Raw genomic sequence first — 18,697 nt, 5'->3', positions numbered from 1 at the left:
CATAATTAGATAAATAGAAGCATAAGAAGTTTTACTTTTAAATATAAAAAAGGTTAGAAAATCATTTGCTTTGCATATATACCAATGGTATAATCAAATGTATCTAATTAAAAATTTAAGAAACTGAATATATATAAAGGGAAAACCCCAAGCTTTCGTTACAGAAATGCATCAACTTTGCATTACTGTCTCTATACGCTTGGGGTTTATTCTTTTTTATGGAAAAAACCTTTGTATAACCAATAGAATCATACGTTTAAATAACTATCGACAAGGAAGGTGTCTCGCATGTGTAAGACAACAAAACAATCAATTAAAACTGCAAAATTGAACAAACAACTAATGTTTGAGATTGGTCGTGGACAACGAGACATCTCTTCTAAAGCTATAGATTTCATGTTTCATGTAATTAACTCAGTAGACAAAGACGGGAAAATTCATGTAGACTTAGATGAAGTTCGTAGAGATTTAATGGTTCAGAACAAGACTTTAAACCGTATAATTGCAGAACTAAAGTTAAACCAATTAGTAGTAGAGGTAGATGGATTTTTATATTCAAAGTTCCATGTTCTTTCTAACGGAAAAAAAGAGGACCAAGGATATATTAAAAACCTTAAAGTATTTTCAGATCCATATCTACGTTCATTAGGAAAAAGCCAAAAACGCTTTTTCTTATACGTTGCTTCATATACTCAACCAGATGTACCTAAGACCGTTTCTGTAGAAGCTTTACACAGTAACAAATACTACTCAGGCTTAAATTACATTAAAGATTACCAACAATTAGCCAATTATCTTTTTGACTTTGTTCAAAAAGGTTACTTTGTTGTGTACATTAACGGAGTTAGATATGATGAAACATCTAAGGATTTTCATTCTACATTTCACAAACTTTGTGGTTATAACGAAAAGACTGGAAAAAAGCGTATGTTTAAAAAACGCGACCACAAGATCGGTATTTGTTTAAATCCTAAATTAACTAGTGCAGAACAAGTCGTTCAAAACAATGCTAGTCAACAGGAGTTTCTTCAGCTTGCAGAGAAATATTACATCTATCATCATTTACTACGCCCAGAAACAATTCCGTTCTTTATCAACATAAAAAATGAGTTATTCGAGCAGTTCGGAGAAACAGGTCTAGATTTATACCGTCATTCTTTAGAATCTTATTTCTCAACTGAAGAGGAAAATGTTCTATATCATGATCTATATTCAAACGAGAAAGAAACAAAAGCGCCTAACTACATGAAGGACTTCCACCTTTTAAAAGAAGTTCAAAATATCATCGTAGAAGCGTTCTCTTCGAGTTGTTTTAAAAAGGGAATCGTTGAAGTTGGTACCTACAAATTTACTTCCGAACAATTCAATCAACTTATTAAGTACTTTATTGAGAAAGCATCTGATAATCACAAAATCATATTGGACGCAGAACTGGAGTCGTATGGAATAACGTTAGAAGAAGCCCTTAAACCTATTGAGGACAAGAAAACGAATTCTAATTGTGCGCTAGTCCTGCAACAACATATTCTTCAAACGTATAACCGCTTTGAATTTGAACCAGGGATGTTATCGGAAGAGGAACAGAAATCCGTTGTTCGAGATTGGGCTTACAAAGGGATATTGATGAGAGAAGCTGAAATTAGAGCCAACATTGAACATCTAAAGCAAGAAATCGTGTTTTTAATCCCTAATAGCAAACCTTCCTTTACTATTAAACAAACACCTCAAAACAAAATAGGTAAAGAACTTAAAAGTGAAGGTGAACCTTACATTCCAGAAAGTGTGTTAAGAAGAGAGAAAAAACTACGAGAGAAAGGGTTTTTACAGGACCTTAAAGATGTAGAGTGTGATTATTAAAATTATTACTCTACAACTCTCGATTTTTTCTTATTACCTACTAAATTATGTATTCAATAAGCTGTCAATGTGTCTATTTTCGAAAAAATAGGTTTCATACAGCTTATTTGTCATTGTCTATTTTTATCCATAGTAACCTTATAGTTAAAGGGACTGTTCGAAATTAAACTAAAGGTATATTAAACTCACAATCAACTAATAGATTGTGAGTTTTTTTTGTATGTAAATGTAAATTTTATGCTTATTTTACTCCTTTATAATAAATTTAATTTCTTTAAAAGATTATTCATATCTATTAAGTTGCTAAATACTTCCTCTATTAATATCCCGTTTGGCTTATCTACGTACTTGTTCAGATACCTATTTTTTCTGAAAACTCCCGAAACCCCTATCAATACTAGGTTTAAAACACTTTTGTTAGAGTTTTTTCAAATCACTAATGGTATTTGTTATTGGTTTTGTTATAGATTTTGTATTAATTGACTTTATGTATTATGTTATTTGATACAGCATTCACTTATTGTCTAGTAATCATTTAATCTCTAATACTAATGCTTAGTTTTTCAACCACCCATTGTTACTAAATGTAACCTTCGCCATCACTAGAGGAACAACTAAAGCTAATTAGACTTCGATTGCCATTAGTCCAAGGCTATATCTATTAGAGGCCACTAAAAGGGGGTGAGATGATCAAATTTATTAAAGCAAGCGAGTTCGAAGCTATATAAAGAACTCTTAGGTGATTAACTGTCGATAGTTCGTGTTCGTTTCTGAGGATAAGCTTCAATTCGTTTATCAGATTCATAAGTTAAGCATGATTGTGATTATAGCAGCTTGTAATCCCTCTGTAGAAATATACTGCTTTTACAACTTCAATAGAGTTCATTTTGAGATAAGGGTTCTAAGGGTACGCAGAAATGGAGAAAAAAAGCCTAAGGGTACGCAGAAATGGAGAAAAAAAGCCTAAGGGTACGCAGAAATGGAGAAAAAAAGCCTAAGGGTACGCAGAAATGGAGAAAAAAAGCCTAAGGGTAGGGAATGTAAAATATTTTGTGTAAATGAATTTTTTCTGATAAAAAGTTTATACTGATACTAGCTCTTACCTGATAGGGGGATAGGGCGCTGCTGGAGAGCAACTCGAGCACCTATCAGGGTTCTGCAAAAAGGGGAGAATTCACATTCTCTCTTTTTTCTTTCCCCTTTTTTGGTAGAACCAAAGCGAAAAACTCAAACGTCAGGAATCTATGTTTGAAGAACCAATCATCAATCGATCCCCAAACATGATTTCGAACTGTGCCTTCAATTCTAACCAACCAGGATGAGGTCTATTCCACTTCTTCACAATATCCATCGTAGCTAAGAAAACAATCTTTCTTAATGAATCATCTGTTGGGTATGCGTTCTTCGTTTTTGTTACCTTTCTAAGCTGTCGATGAAAACCTTCAATAGTATTAGTTGTATAAATCATTTTTCTAATTTCTGGTGGGTACTCGAAAAAGGCAGTAAGTTCAAGCCAATTTGTTTCCCAAGATGCGATCACTTTAGGATATTTCTTTCCCCAAGCTTCCTTCAATTCTTCAAATGCAAGCTCGGCTTGTTCGATAGTAAATGCTTTATAAACTTTCTTTAAATGGTTTAAGAACTCGGTACGGTACTTAGCCGGAATATATTTTATATTATTTCTAATTTGATGAATGACACAAAGTTGAATTCTAGTTTGAGGAAACACAGCATTTATCGCGTCAGAAAAGCCTGAAAGGCCGTCTTTACAAGCGATGAGGATGTCTTCGACACCTCTATTTTTTAAGTCGGTACACACGCCTAACCAGAAGCTAGCACTTTCATTCTCGCCAATCCATATACCTAATATATCTTTTTCACCTTCTGTATTCACACCTAAAACAGTATAGGCAGCCTTATTCACAATACGATTATCTTGCTTTACTTTAAAATGAATAGCATCTAGATATAAAATGGTGTATACACGATCTAAAGGACGAGAGTGCCATTCGTATATGGTAGGAATAATTTTGTCGGTTACCTTACTTACCATTGATGGTGATACACTAATCCCATATATACCTCGCATATGATCCTCTATATCACGAGTAGACATTCCTTTTGAGTAAAGGGCTATAATTTGTTCATCAAGTCCATTAAGTGTAGTTTCATATTTCTTTATAATTTGGGGCTCATACTCGCCTCTACGGTCTCTTGGAATATCTAAAACTGTATTTCCAAACTTAGATTTAATAGTCTTTTTACTATATCCGTTCCGACTATTTCCAGAATGTATTCCATCAATATGATGCTTCGAATAGCCAAGGTGGTGTTCCATTTCAGCTTCAAAAATAACTTGAAGCGTCTCTTTAAAAACCTCTCGAATCATTGTTTGAATATCATCAACCGTTTCACATTGACTGGCCAACTCTCTAATGGTTAAATCTCCATACTGTCTCATAAATGGTCATCTCCTTTTTTGGCAAGTATAACCATTTACACAAAACTATATACGTTCTCAGTATTAGTAAAAAACAGGCTCATTCCTCCTGTTTCTGACCCACTTTTACCAGTATTAGTAAGAAACAGGCTCATTCCTGCTGTTTCTGACCCACTTTTACCAGTATTAGTAAAACACGGGCTCATTCCTGCTGTTTCTGACCCACTTTTACCAGTATTAGTAAAACACGGGCTCATTCCTTCTTTTTACGCCACAATTTTACGTAAAAAGCAGGCTTGCCTAAGCACCTTACTATCACATCACACGTATTCCTACCGAATCAGTAAATTATTCTAGCTTACCTGTTTGTACAGAATTACGAGTGTCCGTAAAATGTTAGAACAAAAAAGTCTCCCAACAAAAAAGAGGCCTCTCAGCGGGAACACCCTAGCCGATCAGCCTCTTTTCGCTTATTATTTGCTTAAGTTATAAAATGCTTTTTTACCGTCGTATTTCGCAACGTTTGCTAAGTCGTCTTCAATGCGAAGAAGTTGGTTGTACTTCGCTACACGGTCTGTACGTGAAGGAGCACCTGTTTTGATTTGTCCAGCGTTTGTCGCTACTGCGATATCAGCAATTGTGCTGTCTTCTGTTTCACCCGAACGGTGAGAGATAACAGCTGTGTAGCCTGCACGTTTTGCCATCTCGATCGCATCAAATGTTTCTGTTAATGTACCGATTTGGTTAACTTTGATTAGGATTGAGTTACCTACACCTTTTTCAATGCCTTCAGAAAGCTTCTCTGTGTTTGTAACGAATAGATCGTCACCTACTAATTGAACTTTTGTTCCAAGCTCGTCCGTTAACTTTTTCCATCCGTCCCAGTCGTTTTCGTCTAAACCGTCTTCGATTGAGATGATTGGGTATTTTGCTACTAGGTCGCTGTAGAACTCGATCATTTCTTCAGAAGTTTTTACAACACCTTCACCTTCAAGGTGGTATTTACCGTCTCTGTAAAGCTCAGAAGCTGCAACGTCAAGTGCAAGAACGATTTCTTCACCCGGCTTGTATCCAGCTTTTTCGATCGCTTCAATGATTGTTTGAAGCGCTTCTTCGTTTGAAGATAAGTTTGGAGCAAATCCACCCTCATCACCTACAGCTGTGTTAAGACCTTTCGCTTTTAATACAGATTTTAAGTTATGGAAAATTTCTGTCCCCATGCGTAGACCGTCTTTGAACGTTTCAGCACCTACAGGCATAACCATGAATTCTTGGATATCAACGTTGTTATCCGCATGCTCTCCACCGTTTAAGATGTTCATCATTGGAACTGGTAATGTTTTACCGTTGAAGCCGCCTAAGTACATGTATAATGGCATACCAAGAGCTTCTGCAGCCGCGCGAGCAACAGCCATAGATACACCTAAGATCGCGTTGGCACCTAATTTACCTTTGTTGCTTGATCCGTCAAGCTCGATCATGTATTCATCAATTCCAAGTTGATCTAATGCATCCCATCCGATTAGTTCTGGAGCGATTTCTTCGTTTACGTGCTCAACTGCTTTTTGAACACCTTTACCCATGAAGCGGTCGCCGCCGTCACGAAGTTCTACAGCCTCATATTCACCTGTAGATGCACCACTCGGCACGAGCGCACGGCCCATTGCACCTGATTCTAAATATACCTCTACTTCAACTGTTGGATTTCCACGAGAGTCAAGAACTTCGCGTGCGTAAACATCAGTAATTGTTGTCATTTTAAGTCATCTCCCTTTTTTCATAAAAATACTAAGTATAATCATCGTATCCTTTTCTAGGATGTCCGTTATTGCCTATCACTCATTCGTGATTAAAATTTAAATTCCTTTACTGACACAAAAAAATTAACACAATTTACTTAATTAATGTTTTTCCTGTCATTTCTTTCGGTTGTTCGCCGCCAAGTAAGTATAAAAGAGTTGGAGAAAGATCAGCTAAAATCCCGTCTTCTCTTAATTCCACACCTTCTTTTGTTACGATGACTGGAACCGGATTTGTTGTGTGAGCAGTCATTGGAGTGCCTTCTAAAGTGATTACTTCATCGGCATTTCCGTGGTCTGCCGTGATGATTGCATGGCCGCCTTTTGCAATGATCGCATCGACTATTTTTCCTAAGCACTCATCAACAGCTTCAATGGCCTTTACTGTTGGATCTAACATCCCTGAGTGTCCAACCATGTCCGGGTTGGCAAAGTTTAAAATAATCGCATCATGCTTATCTGCTTCGATCTCTTTTAGCAGGGCATCAGTTACTTCATAAGCACTCATCTCTGGCTTTAAATCATATGTAGCCACTTTTGGCGAGTCAATTAAAATACGTTCTTCACCAGAAAACGGCTCTTCTCTTCCACCACTGAAAAAGAACGTGACGTGAGGATATTTTTCCGTTTCCGCAATTCGAAGCTGTTTATAGCCTTGTTGCGAAAGAACTTCACCTAACGTATTGTCTAAGTTTGTTGGCTGGAACGCCACGAACCCTTGAACCGTCTCACTAAAATGGGTTAAGCAGACGTAGTGTAAGTTTCTCGGAAATGCCTCACCACGGTCAAATCCTCTAAAATCTTCGTTCGTAAACACTTGTGACATTTGGATGGCACGGTCTGGACGGAAGTTAAAGAAAATAACTGCATCGTCATCTTTAATCGTTCCAACCGCTTGATCGTTTTCATCTTTAATGACAGACGGTAGAACAAATTCATCGTGAATTTCGTTCTTGTAAGAGTCTTCTAACACTTCTAGTGCGTTTTGATAAGAAGGCCCTTCACCGTATACCATTGCTCGATATGATTTTTCGACACGTTCCCAGCGTTGATCGCGGTCCATCGCGTAATATCTACCGTGAATGGTCGCAATTTTACCAACACCTAAATCTTCCGTTTTATCGATAAGTGCTCGAATGTACACTTCCGCTGTAGTTGGTCCAACATCACGGCCATCTAAAAATCCATGAATGTATACTTTGTCTAGCCCTTTCGATTTAGCCATCTCCAGCAAGGCAAACAAATGTTCAATATGACTATGAACACCGCCGTCTGAAAGAAGTCCGTAAATATGTAAGCTGCTATTTTTTTCTTTCACATGATCCATGGCCTTGTTGAACGTTTGGTTTTCGTAAAAATCACCTTCACGGATAGACAGGTTGACTCTCGTTAAACTTTGGTAAACGACTCTCCCAGCTCCAATGTTTAAGTGACCCACTTCCGAGTTCCCCATTTGCCCTTCAGGTAAACCAACCGCTTCACCTGAGGCTTTTAATTGTGCATGAGGATAGGTGTTCCAATAGCGGTCAAAGTTTGGCTTTTTCGCGTGGGTAACCGCATTCCCCTTTGTTTCATCTCTCAAGGCAAATCCATCAAGGATTATCATTGCCACCGGTTTCTTACTCATTTACTTTGCCTCCAAAAGCTGTAAAAATGAATCAGCTTCTAAACTTGCACCACCGACTAATGCACCGTCGATGTCACTTTGACCAAGATACTCAGCGATGTTTGCAGGTTTTACACTTCCACCGTATTGAATCCGAACAGCATCTGCCACTTCTTGTGAATACATGTCTGCCACAACTGTACGGATGTGTGCGCATGTTTCATTCGCTTCTTGAGCAGAAGAAGATTTCCCTGTACCGATTGCCCAAATTGGCTCGTATGCGATAACAAGTTGTTTGACTTGGTCTTCTGAAAGTCCTTCAAGACCTTTTTTCACTTGATCACCAACAAGTTCATTCGTTTGACCCGCTTCACGCTGCTCTAACGTTTCGCCGCAGCACATAATTGGGATCAGACGGTGTGCGAATGCTGATTTTACTTTTTTATTGACCGTTTCATCCGTTTCATTGAACATTTCACGACGCTCCGAGTGACCGATAATCACATAGCTTGCGCCGATGTCAGATAGAGCGACCGGACTAATTTCACCCGTAAATGCACCACTTTCTTCAAAGTGCATAGTTTGTGCCCCAACTTTTAGTTCTGTTCCTTCTACACTTTTCACTAGTGCATCAAGGAATAAAGCAGGAGAACAAACCACTGAGTCGACTTGTTCACTTGTTGGTACTGCTCCTTTAACTTGATCCACAAACTGAAGTGCTTCACCAAGTGTTTTGTTCATTTTCCAGTTTCCAGCAATGATAGGTTTACGCAATTATGAACATCCTCTCTTGATTACTTATCGTTTAAAGCTACTACTCCCGGGAGGTCTTTACCTTCCATAAATTCTAAAGATGCGCCTCCACCTGTCGAGATGTGGCTCATGCTTTCAGCTAATTCAAATTTCTCTACTGCTGCTGCAGAGTCTCCACCACCAATAACAGTGAACGTATCGTTAGCATCCGCAAGTGCAACAGCTACAGATTTTGTTCCGTTAGCAAATGCTTCCCATTCGAAAACACCCATCGGTCCATTCCAAATAACAAGCTTAGAATCTAGAATTACATTACGGTATGTATCAACCGTTTTCGGTCCGATATCAAGTCCTTGCCAGTCCGCTGGGATTTGATCAATATCCACAACTTGTGTCGTTGCATCTTTTGAAAATTCGTTAGCGACAACAACATCTTCTGGCATATATAATTTAACGCCTTTTTGTTCTGCTTTTTCGATAAAGCCTTTAGCTAAATCAATTTTATCTGTTTCTAATAGAGATTGACCGATTTCATAGCCTTTTGCTTTAACAAACGTATATGCTAATCCGCCACCGATAATTAGGTTGTCTACTTTTTCAAGCAAGTTTTCGATGACCCCAATTTTATCTTTTACTTTTGCCCCGCCGATTATCGCTGTAAATGGACGCTCTGGGTTAGATAATGCTTTTCCTAACACTTCAAGCTCTTTTTCCATTAAAAAGCCTGCAACCGCTGGAATGTGGTGGGCAATTCCTTCTGTTGATGCGTGTGCGCGGTGAGCAGCACCGAATGCATCGTTTACATACAGATCAGCTAAAGCTGCAAATTGCTGTGCTAATTCAGGAGCATTTTTCTCTTCACCTGGATAGAAACGGACGTTTTCTAAAAGAAGTACATCTCCCTCTTGCATGGACGAGATGGCTTGATCGACATCAGCACCGAATGCTTCGTCTGTTTTTGTCACTTCTTTTTGTAATAAATCACTTAAACGTTTCGCTACCGCATCTAGGCGAAGCTCTTCAACGACTTGCCCTTTTGGACGACCAAGGTGACTCGCAAGGATGACTTTTGCTCCTTGTTCAACCAGGTGCTGAATCGTTGGCAGTGCAGCACGAATTCTCGTGTCATCTGTAACTTCCCCATTGTTCATTGGGACATTAAAATCGACACGGCAAAAAACTTTCTTTCCTGTTAATTCAACATCGCGAATTGACTTCTTATTCACTTAGTGAACCCCCTCATTTGAACTCAACATTTAGAAAGATTTGAGAAAAAGGGAGAAAAAACGTATGGTGCATTTCTCCTCCCTTTCCAAAACTTTCACTATAAACGATTATAGTCCTTGCTTTGCCATATATTCAACTAAATCTACAACTCTGTACGAATATCCTGCTTCGTTATCGTACCAAGAAATTACTTTTACCATGTTTCCTTCTAATACCATTGTAGAAAGAGCATCAATTGTAGAAGAATGTGGGTTTCCGTTGTAGTCACCAGAAACTAACGGCTCTTCTGAGTAACCAAGAATTCCTTTTAATGGACCTTCAGCAGCTTCTTTTAATGCGTTGTTAACATCTTCAGCTGTTACTTCTTTATCAAGTTCAACAACTAAGTCTACTAATGAAACGTTTGGAGTTGGAACACGCATCGCTCCACCGTTTAATTTCCCTTTTAGCTCTGGTAAAACAAGCGCTACTGCTTTCGCTGCACCAGTAGTTGTCGGGATAATGTTTTCAGCTGCTGCACGTGCACGACGGTAGTCTTTGTGCGGTAAGTCTAGGATTTGTTGGTCGTTCGTGTATGAGTGAACCGTTGTCATCATACCGCGGCGAATTCCAAATTGATCATTTAATACTTTAGCGAATGGTGCTAAGCAGTTTGTTGTACAAGATGCATTTGATACGACGTGGTGGCTAGCTGCATCATATTGCTCATGGTTTACACCCATTACTACTGTGATATCTTCGTTGCTAGCTGGTGCTGAGATGATGACTTTCTTAGCTCCTGCTTCAATATGCTTCGCAGCATCTTCACGGTTTGTGAAGCGTCCAGTTGATTCAACTACTACTTCTACACCATGGTTACCCCAACCTAATTGAGCTGGGTCACGCTCAGCGATAACTTTGATCTCTTGACCGTTTACAACCAGGCTGTCTCCGTTAACTGATACTTCTGCATCAAGTTTCCCGTGTACTGAGTCATATTTTAAAAGATGAGCTAACATGTTAGCATCTGTTAAGTCATTAATTGCAACTACCTCTACGTTAGGGTTTTTAAGCGCTGCGCGAAATACAAGTCTTCCGATACGTCCAAATCCATTAATTCCAATTTTAGTTGCCATTTTCAATTTCCTCCTTAGTATATAAAACGTAAACGATGAGCAGCTGGCATTCGCTTTAGTTAAGTAAAGGTGCCTGGCACCATTTTTGGGAAATGGTGCCTTCCATTAGTCATTTGTGCATGCTTGTTCATCGTTTTTTATGAAAAGGGCGAGCCCTTTTTTAAAATTTTAGGTATTTCTGTCTAGCTAAATGTGTTAGCTTTCATGCGATAAAGCGCTACAGGTGCCTGGCACCGCAAAGCACAAAGGTTAGTTGAGCATTTGTCTGGCTGCGCCTTCGTCGGTGATTAGGATGGTGCTTTTTCGGTTTTTTAAGTAAGCGGTGATCGCAACACTTTTCGAAGAGCCGCCTGCAATAGCGATGACTTGCTTTTCTTCGTTTAAGTGCTCGAGTTGAAGACCGATTGTACGCTCCCTGTGAATAATATCTCCTAAATGATCAAAATAATAACCAAAAGCTTCAGCAACTGCCTCGTGGTTCGTAAGCTTTTGTAAAAACTCTTCTGACGCCCCGCGTCGTTTGGCCATCGTTTTAGCTTCTCCAATTCCGTGAATAACCACAGTGGCACTCGTAATGTTGTGTAAAACACTTTGAACAGACGGTTCTGATATTAAAGAAGAATACGTATCTTCACTTAGTTGATCAGGGACATGTAATAATCGATACGAAGCACCTGTTTGTCTTGCCATTTCAGCACAAATCGTATTTGCCTGATTTTCGACTTCTTCTCCAATTCCACCTCTTGCAGGTACAAACAACAAATCATCTCTCTGAAAATCCGAACCCATCATTTCAGCAACAGCTGCAACGGTTGTACCACCTGTTATTGCTACTGTCGCCTGATCGGCTACATGTTGCTTTAAGTAGTGGACACAAGCACGCCCCATTTCTTTTTTTACCCAATCATATTGATCACTGTCACCCGGAACGACAATGACTTTTTTTAATTGGTATTCATGTGCAATTTGTTCTTCAAGAGCTTTCAAACCTAATAACTCTTTCATCATGCCTTCGAGTTCCAGTAATAAATTTTTACCCTCTTTCGTTAAACTCATTCCTGCACTTGCTACATGAACTAGGCGTTGGTCTTTCAGGAAAGTAACTTCACTGCGTAAAATTCTTTCACTAATGTCCATACTAGTAGAGAGACTTCTTCGTCCAATCGGTTCCATCAAACGAATGTATTGGAGTATTCTGTAACGCTTCAACAAAACCTCAAGTAAATCAGGAACGAGCTTTTGTTGAATGTCAAAAAGATTTCTCATCCTTTTTCTCCTTCTATTGTTATACATCCCCTTTTATAGGGTCATTATATGTCCCTGTGTGACAAAATGTGTCCCATCTACCGTAAAAAAAAGACCAATTCCTTCAACACACTCATTGTAACAAGGAACTGATCTAAACTTCAAGTAGATTTTATCGACAAACTGAAAGTAAACGTTTTCTTATTTTTTCTTCTGTCACAATTCCGTAATCAATTTCTTCACCGTCGATTGAAACGACTGGAATCATCACTTGATATTTTTCTAACAATTCGTCGTCTTTATAAATATCAACCATTTCGATATCAAAGGGGATATCTTCTTGAATGATTTTTAAAACCGCTAACCCGTTGTCACATAGGGAACAATTTTCTTTTGTATAAAACGTTACTTTTAGCTTACCCATAACTACCTCCACTATTCAAATCGTTTCCGCTTAGAAGACGACGGGATCTTCATCTCATCTCGATACTTTGCAACAGCTCTTCTCGATAGCTCAATTTCATGCTGCGTTTTTAAAGCATCCACAATTTTTTGATCAGATAAAGGCTTTCGTTTATCTTCTTTCTCAATTAACGATTTTATCACTTCTTTTGCATAAGAGGTAGAAGTTTCCCCTGCGTTCCCATTCGTAAGGGCGGTTGTAAAAAAGTACTTCAATTCAAAAAGACCGCGCGGCGACTGCATGTATTTATTCGTCGTCACACGACTTACCGTAGACTCGTGGACGTCAATTTCTTCTGCAATTTGCTTTAACGTTAATGGCCGTAACGCCTCTGCTCCCTTATAAAAAAATTCTTTTTGGTGACGGACAATTGCATCCGTTACTTGATAAAGAGTCACTTGACGTTGTTTAATATTTTTTAATAACCATTTCACTTGATCATATTTTTTGCGCACATATTCATTGGCATCAGAACTTTTATCGTGCAATAGTGATTGATATTGTTTATTTAACTGAATTCTCGGGAGCAAGTCATCATGAACAAGGACAACGAGTTCTCCCTCTATTTCTTCTACCGTTACATCCGGCTGAACATACTTCGGCGGGTCATCTGAATAATTAACACCTGGTCTCGGCTGCAATGTTTGGATAAGATCATACACTTGTTGAATTTCCTGAAGGGTCACAGATAATTCCTTCGATAATTCCTTCCAACGCCTTTCTGCTAACATTTGCATATAATTCTCAATAATCATTTCCGCAAGTATATTTCGATCTTTTCTTTTCGCTAGTTGAAGTAAAAGACACTCTTGAAGATTTCTCGCTCCCACACCGGTTGGTTCCATATTTTGCAATACCATCAGGACGTCTTCACCGTCTTCCTCTGATATCCCTAACTCTTCTACCATTTTCTCAACCGGTTCACTTAAGTAGCCATCTCCATTGACATGAAGAATGAAATAACAAAGAATTTCGTAGCTTTGTTCATCTAAATTAAGAAATTTAGCCTGATACAATAAGTGGTCTTGTAGGTTATACCGATCACTGCTAACGAAATCAAGAGGAGAAACTTCTTGCTCCCGATACCCACTCTCCCATTGTCGCTCATCTAGATCTTCTCTTTGCTTTTCCCTCTTTAAAAGCTCAGCCTGAAAATGATCTTCTAGCTCTATCAGCGGATTTTCTAACGCCTGTTCTTGTATATATTGAGTCAACTCTGTCGTTGAATATTGCAGGAGTGAGATCGCTTGCCGAAGTTCTTTGGTCATATATAATCCTGTAGTCTGTTGTTGAAAAAGACCAACATCCATTCTCATAACAACTCTCCCCTTGATGATTTAATCTTTGAAATGCTTCGTCTGACTGCGGCAACTATTTTCAATAGTAACCATACGAGATAACATTTCTTCCATAAAATTGTAAGCGCTTTCTCAATCGCGTACACAATAAAACCTAACATCTTTCAACTATTTTATAGTCTCTTATTATAGTTTATGAACAGTTTTCGTTTCTGTAAAGAGAAAATGTTAACCAATCTGTAAAATAAAGTTTGATTTTTTTTATTTTCGGCAATGATGAAAGAGGGATGAAAGTAAAAAAGGCGAAATAGTATTATATAGAGGGTAGTTATTATTTGACCTTTATTGACCTTTTGAGTAAGATATACATAAGACCATTAGATCTTCGCATATGTTTACAAGTAAGCAATATTCATTGAACACCATTACTTAAAAGCAAGATAACTACTTCGAATTTATATGAAAACTAAGGAGGATATGAATATGAATTTAATTCCTACAGTTATTGAACAAACAAATCGTGGTGAACGTGCCTATGACATTTACTCACGTCTATTAAAAGATCGTATTATTATGCTAGGAAGCGCAATTGATGATAACGTAGCCAACTCTATCGTAGCACAATTACTTTTCTTACAAGCAGAAGATCCAGAAAAAGATATTTCACTATACATTAACAGCCCAGGTGGTTCGATCACAGCAGGTATGGCGATTTACGATACAATGAATTATATTAAACCACAAGTTTCTACGATTTGTATCGGTATGGCTGCATCAATGGGTGCTTTCTTACTAGCAGCTGGTGAAAAAGGAAAACGTTATGCACTTCCTAATAGTGAAGTCATGATTCACCAACCACTTGGAGGAACTCAAGGTCAAGCATCTGACATCCAAATTCACGCAAAACGTATTATCCAAATGCGTGAGCACTTAAATCAAATCTTATCAGAACGTACGGGTCAACCGTTAGAAGTCATCGAAAGAGACACAGACCGTGACAACTTCATGACTGCTGAAAAAGCAAAAGAATACGGTCTAATTGACAACGTAATTTCATCAACATCAACTGAAAAGTAATCAACGGATCGAAGTCAAATCCCCTAGCGCGTTAAAGCCAGGGGATTTTCTGTTGTTTTGTTAGAAGCAACCGATTAAGTCGTTAGCTGTGGTGTTGATGCATCTACTTTTACATGGAGTTCTCCCACTTTTATGTAGTGAGCTCCATGTTTTGGTGGGACTACCTCACTTATCGGCGCAACTTCCATTATATCGGCGTATCTACAGATGCTCGCAGCTATCTGTAATTATGCACATTGCAAGCAATAATGCCAAACACCAAGCCAGACTCTCCACCAAATAAAAAAACCTGAGCTGGACTAGTTGTCGTCGCTCAGATTTTGAATTATTCTTCGTTTGAAATAAAAGCTTCTAGTGCTTCAATTGCTTCTTCTTCGTCCTTACCGTCAACGATCACATTGACCATAACACCTTTACCGATCGCAAGGCTCATGATCCCCATAATACTCTTCGCATTTACTTTTTTATTGTCTTTTTCAATAAAAATATCTGAAGAATAACGGTTAGCCTCTTGAACAAATAGTGCTGCTGGTCGAGCTTGAAGACCTGTTTTTAATTTCACTTCTAATTGTTTTTGGATCAAGCGAACTACCTCCTAATTTTTCACTAAATAAAATATGTCTTTTCCTATGATTTGTTTCGGTTCGTTCATCCAAAGAGACAATAACATTCATCTTAAAATCCTGTTAACTGTTCACCTGAACGAAGCCGTTCCGCTAAGTCATCTATTTTACGAAGGCGATGATTGACTCCAGATTTACTAACTTTTCCGGTAGACACCATCTCTCCTAGCTCTTTCAAGGTCACATCCTGGTGCTTCACTCGAAGCTCAGCAATTTCCCTCAGCTTGCCTGGCAAATTCACTAAACCGATTTCACGATCAACCAAGCGAATATTTTCCACCTGTCGTAAAGCAGCCCCTACCGTTTTATTCAAGTTCGCTGTTTCACAGTTGACAAGACGGTTGACAGAGTTCCTCATATCTTTCATGATGCGGACATCTTCAAAATAGAGTAACGCTTGGTGGGCTCCGATAATATTTAGAAACTCGGTAATCTTTTCACTTTCTTTTATATAGGTTATGAATCCTTTCTTACGTTCTAATGTTTTCGCATTTAAATCAAAAGAATTCATTAACTCACATAAAGATTGATTATGCTCTTCATACAGTGAAAAGATTTCTAAATGATAAGAAGACGTTTCAGGATGGTTAATTGAACCTCCCGCTAGAAAAGCTCCCCTTAAGTATCCACGACGGCAACAATGTTTCTGTACGATCGTAGAAGAGATTGTACGGATAAAAGTAAATCCTTCCCCTATAATACCTAAATTCTCAAGAGTTTGCCTCGCTTCTTGTGAAATTCTCACTAAATAGACATTATTTTTTTTCAATCGCATCTTTTTTCGAACGAGTAACTCCATATGAGTTTGCGGAAATAACCTCTTTACTAGTGTATAGATTCTTCTCGCAATTGCGGCATTCTCTGTCGTAATATCTAACATCATTTTTTGATTGCTAAATGCAAGAGAGCCGTTCATTCGAATAAGAGCCGTTAACTCAGCTTTCGCACAACATTCATCTACCTCTAATTGAGTGAGTTCTTTTTTTGTAGTTGCAGCAAATGACAACAGTCTCACCCCCATATTTCTAGCCGTTTACACTATGTTAGCTGTAGGATCATTTGAGCTACTTTATTGGCATCATGTCTTATTAGTTTGTCTTTATATTGTAAAAATGACTCGTTTACTATACGAATTCCATAGGATTTGAGTTGCATCTGATCAAACTCCACAGGTTCAGCCCCCTCTTCTGCATAGCGGGAGATGATATCTTGTGGAATCAGTTGTTGGTTAACTACGATATAATCTAAAAGCCGATTGCCGCAATGGTCCACAATCGCTTTAACATGATCCGATGCGCGATACCGGTCGGTTTCACCCGGTTGAGTCATGACATTACAAATATAGATTTTCTTCGCTGCTGCTTTTTTGACTTCTTCCGTTATGCCAGGAACAAGTAAATTCGGAAGAACACTCGTATACAAGCTCCCAGGCCCAATTACGATACTATCAGCCTGCTGTATCGCTTCAATGCTTTCTTTTAATGGAGACACATTAGCAGGTGTCACATAGACTTGTTTAATTTGTTTACCGACCTGAGGAATTTTGGACTCCCCAGTGACAATCGTACCATCAGTCATCTTCGCATGAAGGACAATACTTTGATTCGCAGCAGGATACACTTTTCCCCTTACATTTAACACTTTACTAAGTTCACTAATTCCTCTTGCAAAATCGCCTGTCAGCGACGTCATCCCGGCAAGAAGTAAATTCCCTAGGGAATGGCCGCTTAGACCGTCTCCGTTTTGAAAACGATGTTGAAACAACTGCTCTACTAACGGTTCTACCTCAGCCAAAGCGACGAGTACATTCCTGACATCTCCTGGCGGCGGGATATGCAATTCTTTTCGTAACCGTCCTGAACTTCCCCCATCATCAGCAACCGTTACGATTGCTGTAATATCCACCGGAAATGTTTTTAACCCACGTAAAAGAACAGATAAACCGGTTCCTCCCCCGATGACAACAACCTTTTTTTTCTTTTCCACTAGTGTCTGTCCTTTCCTTTTTCAATATCTCGATGACTCACATGGACGACATACTCTTTTGAAAAATATTCCCCAAAATACTCAGCCAATGTTACGGAGCGATGCTTTCCGCCCGTACAACCAATACCAACAACAAGTTGACTTTTTCCTTCACGCTTATATTGCGGAAGCATATAAACAAGCAAATCACGAAGTTTCTCAATAAATTGCTGTGTTTCTGACCATTTTAAGACATACGAAGATACTTCTTCATCAAGACCAGTCTTTGGACGCATATGGTCAATATAGTGTGGATTCGGTAAAAATCGAACGTCAAATACGAGGTCTGCATCAATCGGTATCCCATATTTAAATCCAAACGACATAAGATTAACTGAGAATAACGGTTGTTCTTCAGTAGAGAACCGCTGGCTGATTTTTTCACGTAATTGGATCGGCTTTAAATCGGTTGTGTCAATAATCTGTTGTGCTCTTCCTTTTAATTCCTCGAGCATTTCACGTTCAGCTTTGATGCCCTCAAGCGGCAAGCCCTTTGGTGCCAACGGATGAGAGCGACGTGTTTCTTTATAACGTTGCACTAATTTAGCATCTTTTGCATCTAAAAATAAAACTTGCGGATTTAAATGAAGATTTGACGAGTTTCCTAATTTATCAATGACCTCGAAGAAATGATCAAAAAACTCACGACCTCTAAGATCAATAACTAAAGCGACTTTATTCATCTTACCGCCCGAGCTTTCAATGAGATCAATAAACTTCGGAATTAGGGCAGGAGGTAAATTATCTACACAAAAATATCCTAAATCTTCAAAGCTTTGAACAGCTACTGTTTTTCCTGCCCCAGACATTCCTGTAATAATGACAATTTGAATATCTTCCTTTTGTTCTGTCATCTATATCACCTTTATTTCATTTTATTGAGATTTCTAAGAAAAGCACAAGATGCCTGCACATCACCGACAAGCGCTGGAGGACCCAGCCAAGTGTCCTTGCTATAAGACACGCTTGATGGACCGAAGCGACCTTGAACCGATGGCACCTGGAGCCAGGCATGGAAAAGCACAAGCGTCCAATTAGCGACGTACAGACTGGAACCCGCCGAATGAGATAAAGGAAACACGGTGACCGCTAGTGAGCCAATGTTGACTTATCGCATCAAGGTGAGCGAAGTCTCGCTGGTCGCTGGTTCTAGACATCTGAAAAATAAG

The 18,697-nt window shown here is 38.7% G+C and carries 16 protein-coding genes; 3 read left to right on the top strand and 13 right to left on the bottom strand.

Features of this window, described 5'->3' with window-relative positions; all coding sequences use genetic code 11:
- Window positions 1–288: 288 nt before the first annotated feature.
- Entirely contained in the window at window positions 289–1,857 is a 1,569-nt protein-coding gene (locus N7Z68_RS12080) for a hypothetical protein (RefSeq protein WP_275118735.1), read from the top strand.
- Between the two features lie 1,234 nt (window positions 1,858–3,091).
- Here the strand turns inward: N7Z68_RS12080 and N7Z68_RS12075 are convergent.
- The 9 genes from N7Z68_RS12075 to rpoN form a co-directional block, all read right to left on the bottom strand.
- Window positions 3,092–4,318 (bottom strand): IS256 family transposase, encoded by a 1,227-nt coding sequence (locus N7Z68_RS12075; protein ID WP_275118734.1) that lies wholly within the window; start codon window positions 4,316–4,318, stop codon window positions 3,092–3,094.
- A gap of 452 nt (window positions 4,319–4,770) precedes the next feature.
- Window positions 4,771–6,054 (bottom strand): phosphopyruvate hydratase, encoded by a 1,284-nt coding sequence (gene eno, locus N7Z68_RS12070; protein ID WP_275118733.1) that lies wholly within the window; start codon window positions 6,052–6,054, stop codon window positions 4,771–4,773.
- A gap of 136 nt (window positions 6,055–6,190) precedes the next feature.
- Window positions 6,191–7,723, bottom strand: a complete 1,533-nt coding sequence (gene gpmI, locus N7Z68_RS12065; RefSeq protein ID WP_275118732.1) for a 2,3-bisphosphoglycerate-independent phosphoglycerate mutase — start codon at window positions 7,721–7,723, stop codon at window positions 6,191–6,193.
- Window positions 7,724–8,476: a triose-phosphate isomerase gene (gene tpiA / locus N7Z68_RS12060; RefSeq protein ID WP_275118731.1), complete on the bottom strand. Its 753-nt coding sequence runs from the start codon at window positions 8,474–8,476 to the stop codon at window positions 7,724–7,726.
- Window positions 8,477–8,496: 20 nt separating this feature from the next.
- Complete coding sequence (locus N7Z68_RS12055) at window positions 8,497–9,681, bottom strand: phosphoglycerate kinase (protein ID WP_275118730.1); 1,185 nt, start codon at window positions 9,679–9,681, stop codon at window positions 8,497–8,499.
- A 108-nt stretch (window positions 9,682–9,789) separates the two neighbouring features.
- Window positions 9,790–10,797, bottom strand: coding sequence for a type I glyceraldehyde-3-phosphate dehydrogenase (gap, locus tag N7Z68_RS12050; protein WP_275118729.1), 1,008 nt, complete (start codon window positions 10,795–10,797; stop codon window positions 9,790–9,792).
- Between the two features lie 249 nt (window positions 10,798–11,046).
- Window positions 11,047–12,063 carry a sugar-binding transcriptional regulator gene (locus tag N7Z68_RS12045; RefSeq protein WP_275118728.1) on the bottom strand — a complete coding sequence of 339 codons (1,017 nt, stop codon included), beginning with the start codon at window positions 12,061–12,063 and terminating at the stop codon, window positions 11,047–11,049.
- Window positions 12,064–12,214: 151 nt separating this feature from the next.
- Window positions 12,215–12,466, bottom strand: a complete 252-nt coding sequence (locus N7Z68_RS12040; RefSeq protein WP_275118727.1) for a glutaredoxin family protein — start codon at window positions 12,464–12,466, stop codon at window positions 12,215–12,217.
- A gap of 11 nt (window positions 12,467–12,477) precedes the next feature.
- Window positions 12,478–13,821 (bottom strand): RNA polymerase factor sigma-54, encoded by a 1,344-nt coding sequence (rpoN, locus tag N7Z68_RS12035; protein WP_275118726.1) that lies wholly within the window; start codon window positions 13,819–13,821, stop codon window positions 12,478–12,480.
- A gap of 441 nt (window positions 13,822–14,262) precedes the next feature.
- Here rpoN and clpP point away from each other — a divergent pair, with 441 nt between their 5' ends.
- The gene (gene clpP, locus N7Z68_RS12030; protein WP_275118725.1) at window positions 14,263–14,880 is read left to right on the top strand and encodes an ATP-dependent Clp endopeptidase proteolytic subunit ClpP; all 618 of its coding nucleotides are present in this window, start codon (window positions 14,263–14,265) and stop codon (window positions 14,878–14,880) included.
- Window positions 14,881–15,205: 325 nt separating this feature from the next.
- Here clpP and N7Z68_RS12025 read toward each other — a convergent pair whose 3' ends face one another.
- The 4 genes from N7Z68_RS12025 to rapZ all read right to left on the bottom strand — a co-directional run bounded on the left by N7Z68_RS12025 (window position 15,206) and on the right by rapZ (window position 18,382).
- Complete coding sequence (locus tag N7Z68_RS12025; protein ID WP_275118724.1) at window positions 15,206–15,463, bottom strand: HPr family phosphocarrier protein; 258 nt, start codon at window positions 15,461–15,463, stop codon at window positions 15,206–15,208.
- A 92-nt stretch (window positions 15,464–15,555) separates the two neighbouring features.
- Window positions 15,556–16,509, bottom strand: coding sequence for a DNA-binding protein WhiA (gene whiA / locus N7Z68_RS12020; RefSeq protein WP_275118723.1), 954 nt, complete (start codon window positions 16,507–16,509; stop codon window positions 15,556–15,558).
- A 32-nt stretch (window positions 16,510–16,541) separates the two neighbouring features.
- Entirely contained in the window at window positions 16,542–17,489 is a 948-nt protein-coding gene (mgfK, locus tag N7Z68_RS12015; protein WP_275118722.1) for a gluconeogenesis morphogenetic factor MgfK, read from the bottom strand.
- A complete protein-coding gene (gene rapZ / locus N7Z68_RS12010) occupies window positions 17,489–18,382 on the bottom strand; it encodes an RNase adapter RapZ (protein ID WP_275118721.1) in 894 nt (297 codons plus the stop codon). The genes mgfK and rapZ overlap by 1 nt, the downstream gene beginning before the upstream one ends.
- Before the next feature lie 49 nt (window positions 18,383–18,431).
- On the opposite strand from rapZ, the gene N7Z68_RS12005 reads away from it, so the two are divergent.
- Window positions 18,432–18,566, top strand: coding sequence for a hypothetical protein (locus N7Z68_RS12005; RefSeq protein WP_275118720.1), 135 nt, complete (start codon window positions 18,432–18,434; stop codon window positions 18,564–18,566).
- The last annotated feature ends 131 nt before the right edge of the window (window positions 18,567–18,697 follow it).

This window comes from Alkalihalobacterium chitinilyticum (assembly GCF_029028005.1).
Taxonomy (GTDB): domain Bacteria; phylum Bacillota; class Bacilli; order Bacillales; family Bacillaceae_F; genus Alkalihalobacterium; species Alkalihalobacterium chitinilyticum.
The sequence above is the reverse complement of the archived record's forward strand: the minus strand, read 5'-3'. Positions and strand labels throughout refer to the sequence as shown.